Origin of the sequence: Winogradskyella aurantia (assembly GCF_002266855.1) — a bacterium.
In the GTDB taxonomy this organism is placed as follows: domain Bacteria; phylum Bacteroidota; class Bacteroidia; order Flavobacteriales; family Flavobacteriaceae; genus Winogradskyella; species Winogradskyella aurantia.
Genome location: NZ_NGJN01000003.1, coordinates 456,916 through 468,214 on the forward strand (window position 1 = coordinate 456,916; position 11,299 = coordinate 468,214).

An 11,299-nucleotide genomic window follows, 5' to 3' on the forward strand; every position below is an offset into this window, starting at 1 on the left:
GTAGGTACTAGTATGCTTATCTTTTTTATACATTAGCAAAACCTAGAACACTTTGAAGTTTTAAAACTTATTGTATATGATTATAAATAGAATGCTACGTAAGCTTCAAATTACAATGCTTTTAGTGCTTACAGCATCATGCAACTCAGATACTAACGCAAATTCTAGCACAGCTAATGGAACGGAAAATCCGATTAGCTTCTATTTCGGTGCAGATTTATCTTATGTTAATGAAATGGAGGATTGTGGAGCTATCTATAAAAACACAATGGGTACTGTTGAAGATGTCTATAAACTATTTAAAGAGGAAGGTGCAAATTTAGTACGTGTACGACTTTGGCATAATCCTACTTGGACCAATTATTCAAATTATGATGATGTCGCGCAGACTATTAGCCGTGCCAAAGCTCAAGGTATGAAAGTCCTTTTGGATTTTCATTATAGTGACACGTGGGCCGACCCTGACAAGCAAGAGATTCCTGCCGCTTGGGCAAATGAAATCAACAATACAGAAGCCCTAGGCAACCTCTTATATAACTACACCTACGAAACCCTAAACAATCTGTCTAATGCTAATCTATTACCAGAAATCGTACAAGTTGGAAATGAAATAAATGGTATGATTCTGCAACAAGGCGAATTGGTTTGGCCTATAGACTGGGAAAGAAATTCTTATTTGTTAAACAAAGGTATCGAAGCTGTTAGGGCAATTTCGGAAGATAAGAATAAACCCATTGACGTTATGCTACATATTGCCCAGCCCGAGAATGGCCTTTGGTGGTTTGAACAGGCTACCGACAATGGCATTACTGATTTTGACTGGATTGGACTTTCGTATTATCCGACCTGGTCCGATTATGACCTAAGCGAAGTTCAGACCCCTTTGGCAACATTAATCAACACCTATAACAAAAGGCTTATGATTGTTGAAACCGCCTATCCATTTACGTTCACAAATGCTGATACGGCCAACAATATCATGGGACCAACCGCATTAACTAATAATATTCCAGCGACTCAGCAAGGACAGTTAGATTATTTGAATCAACTCCATACCATTATAAAAAATGCTGGAGGCGAGGGTCTAATCTATTGGGAGCCCGCTTGGATTTCAACCTCTTGTTCAACGCTTTGGGCCCAAGGGTCTCATTGGGATAATGCTACCTTATTTGACAATGACGGTAAAGCCACATTAGGCATTACTTATTATAACAGGGCCTTTAACGAGTAATGTATTTAAGATACCTGTCAAAAAATAAACTATACTATTTCTGTATCTCACTATGAAGTGTACAATGATAAGTGGATAGCATGTTTGTCTCCTTTACTCTAATTAATCACTCAAAACAAAAAAGCCTCTTGTTTCCAAGAAGCTTTAATCTTATTTGGTGCGGGCGGGGAGACTCGAACTCCCACACCTCGCGGCACTAGATCCTAAGTCTAGCGTGTCTACCAATTCCACCACGCCCGCAAATAAGGATTGCAAATATAAACAATAGTTTCAATATTCAAATAGCAATCAATTAAGAAAATAATCCCTTCAGTTTTTCTTATTTTTGTTGGAAACACAATTCTATTATGCAATCCGTAAAACCCTACATAAACGATAATAAAAATCGTTTCATAACCGAACTCATAGAGCTCTTAAAAATTCCTTCAATTAGCGCAGATTCGGCCTACAAGACCGATGTATTAACAACGGCCGACATGATAAAAACAAGCCTTGAGAAGGCCGGTTGTGACCACGTTGAAATATGCGAAACAGAGGGCTATCCTATTGTATATGGTGAAAAAATGATAGACAAGAATTTACCAACCGTATTAGTGTACGGCCACTATGACGTGCAACCACCAGACCCTTTAAATTTATGGAATTCACCTCCTTTTGAACCCGTAATCCAAAACACGGACTTACATCCAGAAGGTGCCATTTTTGCTCGAGGCGCATGCGATGATAAAGGCCAAATGTATATGCATGTTAAGGCTTTGGAATATATGACTTCTCAAAATGAACTGCCGTGTAATGTAAAATTTATGATTGAAGGCGAAGAGGAAGTGGGTAGTGTTAACCTTTCAAAATTTGTAAAAGCCAATCGCGAGAAGCTAGCGAATGACGTTATTTTAATTTCAGATACAGGGATGATTGCCAAAGATGTACCCTCTATAACCACCGGCTTACGCGGTTTGAGTTATGTTGAAGTGGAAGTCACAGGTCCAAATCGCGATTTGCACTCAGGTCTCTATGGCGGTGCCGTTGCCAATCCTATCAATGTCTTGGCGAAAATGATTGCCTCATTACACGATGACAATAACCATATCACTATTCCTGGGTTTTACGATAAGGTAGAAGAACTTTCTGCCGAAGAACGTGCTGAAATGGCGAAAGCGCCATTCTCACTTGAAGATTATAAAAAAGCTTTGGATATTGACGCCGTGTATGGTGAAAAAGGCTATAGCACCAATGAAAGAAATAGTATACGCCCTACCCTAGACGTGAATGGCATTTGGGGAGGCTATACCGGTGAGGGTGCTAAAACCGTTATTGCGAGTAAGGCCTATGCTAAAATATCGATGCGTTTGGTACCCCACCAAGATTGGCATGAGATTACGGCCTTATTTAAATCACATTTTGAGAATATTGCACCCGCTGGTGTAAAAGTTAAAGTAACACCCCATCATGGTGGTCAAGGTTATGTGACGCCCATAAATCATGTGGGTTATAAAGCTGCGTCAAAAGCTTATGAACAAACCTTTGGCAAGGTCCCTATTCCTCAACGTAGTGGCGGTAGTATTCCTATTGTATCACTTTTTGAACAAGAACTAAACAGCAAAACAATTTTAATGGGCTTTGGATTGGATAGCGATGCTATTCACTCCCCAAATGAGCATTTCGGCATTTGGAATTATTTAAAAGGCATTGAAACTATTCCGTGGTTTTATAAATATTTTACGGAAATGAACGCTTAGGCTACGCTTTAACCACTTTATATGTTGAAGATTTTGTCTTTGAAGCTATTTTTACAAAATAAATTCCAGCAGACCAATCACCAAGGTTTAGCGAAACAGATACGTTTTGCGATTTTAGGATATGAATGATTTTTCCTGTAATATCCATCAAGGTAAATACAAGTTCATCTTGAGTAGCATTTTCGATGTTTAAAATAGACGTTACCGGATTGGGGAATAATCTTATTTCATTAGCGTCGAACCCTTCCGTTGAAAGTAACGAAAACGAAACACATGAACTTAATTCCGTACAGTTACCATTACTCACCTCAACAGCATAATTCCCACTAGAATTTGGTGTAAACGTGCGATTGGTTTCGCCTGCGATTGGCGCACCCGTATCACAATCATACCATTGGTAAGACGCTGAGACATCATTCGCAATTAATTCCGTTGCGGTTTGGGTGATGGTGTTATCTACAGAAATTAAACCGGCTTTGGTGGTCATATACGCTGCTACAAACTTGGTGAGCTCCGTCATATATTGAAAATCAATATCATCAACACGGTCGTTAGACGTATGATAATCTGGTGTTTGGTCATTGGTTTCCCAAGATTCGCCTACCAGGACAGCCGAATAATTCTGTGCCCAAAAGCGAGAATGATCGCTTGCTGCAGTCCCAGGGTTGACAACAATGGGATTCAAATCAAACGTATAGGTGTTCAACAGGTTTAATAAGTCATCTTTAATGCTTATGGAGTTAGCGATATCACGGACATCAATATCAAAATCGTTATCGCCAGGTGTGCCTGGCGCATCACCATCATAGCCAATCATATCCATATTCAATACGGCAATTATATTATCCCTTGTATTTCCATTACTCGAATCTGCTGCTAGCTGGGCATAATAATTAGCGCCTCGCAGTCCTATTTCCTCTTCATCCCATAGGGCATAAACAATGGTATTGTCAATGCACTGAGTACTGAGTATGCGTGCAATTTCCAGTACCGCCGCTACCCCTGTGGCATTATCATCGGCACAAAAGGTAGTTACGGAATCATAATGTGCGCAAACGAGATAAATATCATCAGGATTAGTTTGACCCAATTGCGTAGCTATAATATTTTTTCCGACCGTATTAAATTCTTGCACCTCTACCGTGAGATTTGGATTAGCCGAAAGGCGTTCTTCAATATAATCTGCCGCCAAATCATTGTTGCTTTGCACACGACTTGTTATGGTTTGAGAGGTTCCGTTAATGACTGCTTCCGCTTCTCCTGAAAGCTGAGCCACTGTTAATTGAAGATTGGATATATCCACTTGATCTATAAGGTCTTGAACACTTTGCGCAAAAGTAAACTGCAGCGTAGCAGAAACAAAAAGCATACAGAGGATAATCTTTTTCATGAATGACATTTTACTTTTTTAACCCTAGCAAAGATATGGATTTACGACACGAAATGATGGGGCATTTTGAAAATTCAATTTTTAATTCTACATTTGTAGAGTTAATTCTAAATATGTAGAATATGCAATTATCAAAAACCGAAGAGCAGTTAATGCAATACCTCTGGAAGCTTGAAAAGGCTTTTATGAAAGATTTGTTAGACATTTACCCCGAGCCAAAGCCAGCCACTACCACTGTGGCGACCTTACTTAAACGGATGATAGGCAAAGGTTTTGTGGATTACAAAACTTACGGAACATCTAGAGAATACTTCCCTTTGGTTAAAAAAGAAGACTATTTTTCTAAGCATGTTAATGGTCTGATCAAAACCTTTTTTAATGACAGCGCTTCTCAATTTGCGTCTTTCTTTACACGCAAAACCGATTTAAGCAAAGCCGAGCTTGAGGAATTGAAAGCGATTATTGATAACGAATTAAAAAACAAGTAGAAATGGACCTCTATCTTATCAAATTTACCGCGTGTTTGTTCGTGCTCTGGTTGGTCTACTATGTCATACTAGAGGGCCAAAAGAACCACAAGTTTAAACGTTTTTATCTTCTTGGAACACTTGTAGCGTCGGCTATTATTCCACTACTAAGCATCACCCATTATGTAGAACCTGTAGTTAGTACAAATGAAATTGTTGGTGCCTTTAAGCCCATCGCAACCCAAGTTCAGGTTTCATCGGCAGAACCCATGGACTGGTCAACATTACTTTGGACACTTTACGGCATAGGCGTAGCCCTATTTGCACTTCGATTTATAAGCAATCTTTTTAAACTATATATCACCATAAATAAACACGAGCAATTATCCCTGCGCTCATTTATTTATGTGTTGCTAGACCACTATCGCACACCACACTCTTTCTTTAATTACATCTTTTTGAATAAAGAGAAATTTAAAAACCATACTATCCCCAAAGAAGTACTCATTCACGAAGAAACCCATGCCAAACAATGGCACAGTGCGGATATTCTAATGCTAGAACTCCTTCAAATACTCTTTTGGTACCATCCCCTGATTTACATCATAAAACATCACGTTAAACTCAACCACGAGTTCCTAGCAGATCAAGCTGTTTTAGAAGACGGTATCGATACCAAAGCGTATCAAAATATATTATTACAATTTTCATCAAACACTCAAGAGAATCAGTTCTCCAGTGCCATCAATTATTCATCAATCAAAAAACGATTTACAGTTATGAAAACACAAACCTCAAAAACCAGAATGTGGTTGAGTAGTTTACTACTCCTACCCATCATTGCTATTCTTTTTTACAGCTTTGCTGAAAAAGAATATATTGTAAAAGAAAACACCTTAGAACTGTCCCAACAAAACAAAGAATACACAGAACAAAAACCACCAACCGAAAAAGAAATTTCCGCCTATAATGCTTGGGCAAAAAAGACACATACCGAAAGTAAATCACTTTCAGATGACACCACATTTTTTCCACCTATTAACGAGCAAGACTTAATAAAATTCTCAGAGATTTATAAAAGAATGTCAGCACAACAGAAAAATGAATCTGTTGCATATCCATTTCCAGGTCTCGATGTAAATGATGGTGAAGACAAGTATCCATCAAATCCGACAACCATACAACAAAGAGCCACAAAAAAACAAATAGCCGACTACAATGCCTGGGCAAAGACAATTAATGAAAAAATGGCTAAAGCAAAGGCAACTAGTGACGTTAATGCATATCCTATTGTAAAAGTAAACGATGTTAAGAAATACAAAGCCATTTATAGTATCATGACAGAAGCTCAAAAGAAAGCATCAGAGCCATGGCCAAGTTTTCCACCGCCGCCACCACCACATCCTAAACTTATTAAGGACCAAGAGCCACCAGCGCCTCCACCTCCTCCGGCTTCAATAAAAAACCCTTCATTTATTGAATACATAATTGCAATGGAGGAAAAAGGGGCGTCTTTCAGCATGGATGGTAAAGAGATTACTGCAAATGAGGCAAAAATTATAGCCAAAACCAATAAGGGAAAAGGTACCGAAATGACAACTCACAAGGATTCTACTGGAAAATATGTAGTTAAACTTTTCACGCCAAGCGATTAATCTAATTTTATAAGATTGGTCTGTTCAAAATTTATGCTATTGGATATAGTGGTTAAAGACTATAGTTAAAAAGTTAATCATTCCACTAAATAAAAAGCCTCGAATGAAGCAGTTTTTTAATTTTTGAAATTACCATCTAAATGGCCTAAAGCCTATTCCGAATTCTATCCAATCAGCTGCAAAGGCATCTGTTTTCAGGCCTACCTGCGCAAAACCCCAGTCAAACAAATCATAACGCACGGCTACCCGAGCAAAATAAGGTTCCTTGCCCCGATTGTCCGTTAAATAAGTACCTAAATGTCCAAGGAAAGTAAATTTATAAAACATAAAATCGTAGCCTCCGTGTATCCCCACTAGGTGATATTGACTATCATCATCAGGAAAGCGTGCTTGCAAGCTACCATCATAAAAATAGTCTAAGCCTCCTGATACACTGTGCATATTGTTAAACTTATGCTGGTAATCCAGCACGGCTGAAAAGGTAGTATAGCGTTCTTCATTGAAACTATCACCTTCGTTTTCAGGATAAGTTTGTACGGTTCCACCAGCTACATAAACATTAATATTTTGGTTGTTTTCCACTTTTGTATTTAATTTTCGTTCAGGTCGTTGGAATCTAGCTGGGAGTACGCGGTCCGCAAAGGGGTCTTTATTTATTTTATGTTCATCGGCGTTGTAATGGTAGCGAAGGCCTAGGTTAAGACCGAACATGTTAAGTCCCCAATTTGGCGTATTACTACGACCGTTACTAAAATGTGTAAAGTCGATCCCATATACAATGTCCATTTCCTTAGTCCACTTGTAGGTCCAACCAAAATTCACATTAAAATACACCGTAACCCTAGAGCCAATGGCATCGTTACTAGGATTAGTTTCTGAATCGAAGGGTTCTAGGTTATAAGTTAAACCAAGAGCTGGTTCAATATTAAAGGCATTACGACGAAAGGGTTTACTTATCGGAAAATTGATAAATCCAAAAAGCGCATTGGGATTTCCAAATATTTGGGGGTCTCCTATAAAACCAGAATAAAATCCGATACCATAAGAAGGATAACCATATTGACTGGCCCAACTATCCGTATTACTATTTTGCCAAGCATATCTTACCTCAAAAGCACCGTATCCGGCTAAAGTCTCCTCATCTAATCCTTCTCCACCATAAAGATGAGCTCCAGAGTGCCCACTAAGTTGGATAGTTCTGAATCGACCACTGGTGTCTGATTGCGCTTGCATTAAAAATCCAACCATCATGAAAAAAAGTGAATGGAAAATTAAAATTGACCTCATAAGACATCGGATTGGTTCTACACAAATAAACAATAAAAATCCCTTAATCAAAATGGCTTATACTTCATTTATAGGATAATTGTGTAACAATTGGAGTCATTTTGCGTTCTAATAGATATTCAATCAAAAAACAATCACTTATGTTAAAGCAATTCTTCATCCTTTGCTCTGGCGCAGATACGGATATTTTAAACGACTGCTCCGTTGGGGAACAAAACAAATATGCCGGTATTGGTGCTACTGTATTCTTTACGGCTGTTATGGCCACTATCGCAGCGAGTTATGCCCTTTTTACTGTTTTTGATAATCTCTACTCCTCTGTATTCTTCGGACTTATTTGGGGTTTGCTAATTTTTAATTTAGACCGCTATATCGTGTCCACAATTAAAAAGCGAGACAATATTTTAGATGAAATTTTACAAGCTACACCCCGTATTATGCTAGCCGTTATTATCGCAGTTGTCATTTCAAAACCCTTGGAATTGAAAATTTTTGAAAAAGAAATCAATCAGGTACTTCTCGAACAAAAAAATGAATTGACCTTAGCCAATCAAAACCAAATTGCTGAGCAATTCAATCCTAAAATTTCTGAGCTCGAAAATGAGATTGTAAGCTTACAATCTCAAATAGACACTAAAGAAACTGAGGTCAATGCGTTATACGATACCTACATTTCTGAAGCCGAAGGCACCGCAGGAACCAAACTTCTAGGCAAAGGTCCTGTTTACAAGGAAAAAAGAGAGAAACATGATGCAGCCTTAATAGACCTACAAAATCTAAAAACGGAGAATAAAGCAAAGATGGCATCTCTAGAAGCAGAAATCGCCATGCTTCAAGACAATTATAAAACCAGTGTGTCTGACTCCCAACCTATTATTGATAATTTTGATGGTCTAATGGCACGTGTAAATGCCCTGAGTAAATTACCATGGCTACCATCATTCTTTATCTTCTTACTGTTTTTAGCTATTGAAACATCGCCCATTATCGCAAAATTATTATCTCCAAAAGGGGAGTTTGATTTTCGTCTAGAAGACCAAGAAACTACGGTTAAAACCTGGACCATGCAGAAGGTTGCTGAACGCAAATTACTTCTAAAGACAGATAATGACATTAACAATAGAGTGTATAACGACATAGCGGACGAAGAAGAAGTGATAAACTTCAAACGTAAAAAGGCTCGGGAATTGATGCAATTGCAAGCCGATGCGTTTTTTAAAAACCAAAAGAACGCACTTTAAGATTTAGTCAGTATTTTTATTTCAAATTAAAATACAATCAGAATGAAGTACGTAGTAGTCTTTTTCTTATCATGTCTATGTTTGTCGTGCATTAGTGTGAAAGCTGATGTGACTACGACAGAATCTCCCTCGACGTTTTCGGACAGTCCAAATCTTGCAGAAGCAGGAATTCGTTTAGTATTGGAGAACCAAATCAAAGCTTGGAACAAGCACGATTTAAAGGGGTTTATGGAGGGCTATTGGAAAAGTAGCCAGCTTAAATTCTATGGTGCCAACGGCCTAACCTTAGGTTGGGAAAACACGTTGGAAAACTATAAGAAAAGATATCCCACCAAAGCCGAAAGTGGTACGCTCGATTTTGTGATTAAGGATATTTCAAAAATTGAGGGAAACAATTATTGGGTTATGGGTGAATATCATTTAAGCCGTGAGATTGGTGATGCAGACGGCGTGTTTATCATTATCTTTAAAAAGATAGATGACCAATGGAAAATTATTGCAGACATGTCATGCTAAATAAAAAAAGTGCTCTAAACACATCTACACCTTAGCATAAATGGTGTTAGAAACACTTGTGTACTCACTAATGTTTAAGGTTTAGGCAGCGACCGTTGAATCTTCCTGTGTCTTGAAATGATCATACAGTTCTTTACAACCCAGACCAATAATAGACAATTTCTTGGCTTTAACAATAGACTCATTATGAAGTCTTGCCAAGGCCATCACACCCGCTCTATCAATACTTTCAACTTCGCCAATATCTAAAAACACATTGTCTAGCTTTTCAAATATATTTGCAAAGTGTGCATTGAACGTTTTAAGGTTCAGTTTGTTTAACGCCCCCTTAATTTGAAAACGATTGTTGTAACTTGTAATTTCGAGATCCATAATAAATAATGTTAAATCATTAATACTAATTCAGGGCTATTAATCAGTAAATTTGGTGCTATTAATTACGAGGGATACCCTAAATATCCGAAGATAATATGGCATAAAAACCATAAAATCGATAAAGGGTTTATTTGGCTAGACCACAAGAAAAAAGGGTTCATTTTTTTCGATAAAACACATTAATTATCAGTAAATAGAAGAAATACTTTCCTTTAAACAACTTCTTAGAATTAGATTAACGGTATGACATACAATCAAAAAATACTCCTCTATACAATCCTTGCAGTCATAACTGTATACGGTATTATAACTGGACGCTATTTGTTCCTTGTATTTATGTTCCCAATCGGTTTTGGATTATTTAAGAAAAAGGATTCCGATAAAGATGACTAATCTTTAATTAAGGGTTTCCCGTAACTTTTTGTGCAATCCTTTTATTACCATCTCGTAGGAATGGTCTATAAGATCAAAAATGAGTTTAGGAGGTAATTCACCAGTGTGGACATAAACGCTATTCCATTGCTGCTTATGCATATGATAGCCTGGCTTTATACTTTCATATTGTGCACGTAAATCTTGGGCATAATCCGGATCACATTTTAAATTTATGTAACCATTGCCGGATTCCCATTGTTTTATCGAGGCCAGGGCAAACATTTTATTGCACACTTTAAAGACCAGAACATCATCATCAAAAGGCAAATGTTCCGTCACTGCAGTTTTTTGCATGCAATAATTTCTGTAGTCTTCAATATTCACTTAAGCTCTTTTTGGTCTTTGGTCTCTATTTTTAAAGCTGAGTAGTCGAGCTTCCAGCCAATAGTTGCCACTATAGTTTCTATGAGATGAATTGTTTCGAGCGCCTCTCCCCTTGCAATATTGAACAAACCACTCTCAGGAACTTTTTCTCTTATATGTGATTTTGCCCTAGTATGCAATTCCGTTAAGTCTGAAGCTTCAAACTTATTGAGCATACCGTCTTTCTTGTCGTAGTAGTTGATGTCTGTTTCAATAGAGAGAATTTCAGGTTGTGGAAAATGGGAAAGTACCACACGTTTGGTTTTAGGGTCGGCTTTCATTTTCAGTTTTGCTAAGTCAAAACCAACATGGGCTTTGGCATTTATAACCACTAAAGCCTTCTTTTTACTTGTTATGAGTTTTAAGAATTTCTCCTTAACATCCTCGTAATGATATATTTCGGCAAAATCACCCTCTACCGTTATAAACTTGCAGACGCGTCTTATTTTGTCCAATAAAAGGATTGACTGCGCATTGGTTGTCTTTTTGGTTTGCCATTGTTTAAATACAGTCACTAAACCAAGTGTGATTAAACAACTAATGATTATTATAAAAAATGTTTCCATATAGCCTCTTAAAGGGTACTAATTTCAAATATTGGGT

12 protein-coding genes and 1 tRNA gene are annotated in these 11,299 nt (G+C 37.7%); 7 read left to right on the forward strand and 6 right to left on the reverse strand.

The genetic code is table 11. The annotated features are described in order from the left end of the window. Positions 1 to 76: 76 nt before the first annotated feature. Positions 77 to 1,231, forward strand: coding sequence for a glycoside hydrolase family 53 protein (locus CA834_RS07815; protein WP_206186859.1), 1,155 nt, complete (start codon positions 77 to 79; stop codon positions 1,229 to 1,231). Between the two features lie 155 nt (positions 1,232 to 1,386). Here the strand turns inward: CA834_RS07815 and CA834_RS07820 are convergent. Further along, a tRNA-Leu gene (locus tag CA834_RS07820) sits at positions 1,387 to 1,471 on the reverse strand. Positions 1,472 to 1,578: 107 nt separating this feature from the next. On the opposite strand from CA834_RS07820, the gene CA834_RS07825 reads away from it, so the two are divergent. Then, positions 1,579 to 2,967: a dipeptidase gene (locus CA834_RS07825; RefSeq protein ID WP_094968125.1), complete on the forward strand. Its 1,389-nt coding sequence runs from the start codon at positions 1,579 to 1,581 to the stop codon at positions 2,965 to 2,967. A gap of 1 nt (position 2,968) precedes the next feature. Here CA834_RS07825 and CA834_RS07830 read toward each other — a convergent pair whose 3' ends face one another. Then, the gene (locus tag CA834_RS07830) at positions 2,969 to 4,357 is read right to left on the reverse strand and encodes a M28 family peptidase (RefSeq protein ID WP_165764770.1); all 1,389 of its coding nucleotides are present in this window, start codon (positions 4,355 to 4,357) and stop codon (positions 2,969 to 2,971) included. Between the two features lie 122 nt (positions 4,358 to 4,479). Between CA834_RS07830 and CA834_RS07835 the strand changes: the two genes are divergently transcribed. Then, complete coding sequence (locus CA834_RS07835) at positions 4,480 to 4,845, forward strand: BlaI/MecI/CopY family transcriptional regulator (RefSeq protein WP_094968127.1); 366 nt, start codon at positions 4,480 to 4,482, stop codon at positions 4,843 to 4,845. 2 nt (positions 4,846 to 4,847) lie between these two features. Further along, positions 4,848 to 6,479: a M56 family metallopeptidase gene (locus tag CA834_RS07840; protein ID WP_094968128.1), complete on the forward strand. Its 1,632-nt coding sequence runs from the start codon at positions 4,848 to 4,850 to the stop codon at positions 6,477 to 6,479. 129 nt (positions 6,480 to 6,608) lie between these two features. Here the strand turns inward: CA834_RS07840 and CA834_RS07845 are convergent, their stop codons facing one another. Then, positions 6,609 to 7,766, reverse strand: coding sequence for an acyloxyacyl hydrolase (locus tag CA834_RS07845; RefSeq protein WP_094968129.1), 1,158 nt, complete (start codon positions 7,764 to 7,766; stop codon positions 6,609 to 6,611). Positions 7,767 to 7,906: 140 nt separating this feature from the next. Here CA834_RS07845 and CA834_RS07850 point away from each other — a divergent pair, with 140 nt between their 5' ends. Both CA834_RS07850 and CA834_RS07855 read left to right on the forward strand, forming a co-directional pair. Continuing rightward, positions 7,907 to 9,007 (forward strand): DUF4407 domain-containing protein, encoded by a 1,101-nt coding sequence (locus CA834_RS07850; protein ID WP_094968130.1) that lies wholly within the window; start codon positions 7,907 to 7,909, stop codon positions 9,005 to 9,007. Between the two features lie 42 nt (positions 9,008 to 9,049). Continuing rightward, the gene (locus CA834_RS07855) at positions 9,050 to 9,523 is read left to right on the forward strand and encodes a YybH family protein (RefSeq protein WP_094968131.1); all 474 of its coding nucleotides are present in this window, start codon (positions 9,050 to 9,052) and stop codon (positions 9,521 to 9,523) included. Positions 9,524 to 9,604: 81 nt separating this feature from the next. On the opposite strand, the gene CA834_RS07860 is transcribed toward CA834_RS07855, so the two are convergent. Beyond that, complete coding sequence (locus CA834_RS07860; protein ID WP_165764771.1) at positions 9,605 to 9,895, reverse strand: hypothetical protein; 291 nt, start codon at positions 9,893 to 9,895, stop codon at positions 9,605 to 9,607. Between the two features lie 246 nt (positions 9,896 to 10,141). Here CA834_RS07860 and CA834_RS14650 point away from each other — a divergent pair, with 246 nt between their 5' ends. Continuing rightward, positions 10,142 to 10,291, forward strand: coding sequence for a hypothetical protein (locus CA834_RS14650; RefSeq protein WP_165764772.1), 150 nt, complete (start codon positions 10,142 to 10,144; stop codon positions 10,289 to 10,291). 3 nt (positions 10,292 to 10,294) lie between these two features. Here CA834_RS14650 and CA834_RS07865 read toward each other — a convergent pair whose 3' ends face one another. Continuing rightward, entirely contained in the window at positions 10,295 to 10,657 is a 363-nt protein-coding gene (locus CA834_RS07865; RefSeq protein ID WP_094968132.1) for an MmcQ/YjbR family DNA-binding protein, read from the reverse strand. Beyond that, the gene (locus tag CA834_RS07870; protein ID WP_094968133.1) at positions 10,654 to 11,262 is read right to left on the reverse strand and encodes a DUF4230 domain-containing protein; all 609 of its coding nucleotides are present in this window, start codon (positions 11,260 to 11,262) and stop codon (positions 10,654 to 10,656) included. The genes CA834_RS07865 and CA834_RS07870 overlap by 4 nt, the downstream gene beginning before the upstream one ends. Positions 11,263 to 11,299: the final 37 nt, after the last annotated feature.

Bases quoted from the DNA above. Each gene is read 5' to 3' on its own strand.
- CA834_RS07815 (WP_206186859.1), top strand. From the start codon at position 77: ATGATTATAAATAGAATGCTACGTAAGCTTCAAATTACAATGCTTTTA.
- CA834_RS07825 (WP_094968125.1), top strand. From the start codon at position 1,579: ATGCAATCCGTAAAACCCTACATAAACGATAATAAAAATCGTTTCATA.
- CA834_RS07830 (WP_165764770.1), bottom strand. From the start codon at position 4,357: ATGAAAAAGATTATCCTCTGTATGCTTTTTGTTTCTGCTACGCTGCAG.
- CA834_RS07835 (WP_094968127.1), top strand. From the start codon at position 4,480: ATGCAATTATCAAAAACCGAAGAGCAGTTAATGCAATACCTCTGGAAG.
- CA834_RS07840 (WP_094968128.1), top strand. From the start codon at position 4,848: ATGGACCTCTATCTTATCAAATTTACCGCGTGTTTGTTCGTGCTCTGG.
- CA834_RS07845 (WP_094968129.1), bottom strand. From the start codon at position 7,766: ATGAGGTCAATTTTAATTTTCCATTCACTTTTTTTCATGATGGTTGGA.
- CA834_RS07850 (WP_094968130.1), top strand. From the start codon at position 7,907: ATGTTAAAGCAATTCTTCATCCTTTGCTCTGGCGCAGATACGGATATT.
- CA834_RS07855 (WP_094968131.1), top strand. From the start codon at position 9,050: ATGAAGTACGTAGTAGTCTTTTTCTTATCATGTCTATGTTTGTCGTGC.
- CA834_RS07860 (WP_165764771.1), bottom strand. From the start codon at position 9,895: ATGGATCTCGAAATTACAAGTTACAACAATCGTTTTCAAATTAAGGGG.
- CA834_RS14650 (WP_165764772.1), top strand. From the start codon at position 10,142: ATGACATACAATCAAAAAATACTCCTCTATACAATCCTTGCAGTCATA.
- CA834_RS07870 (WP_094968133.1), bottom strand. From the start codon at position 11,262: ATGGAAACATTTTTTATAATAATCATTAGTTGTTTAATCACACTTGGT.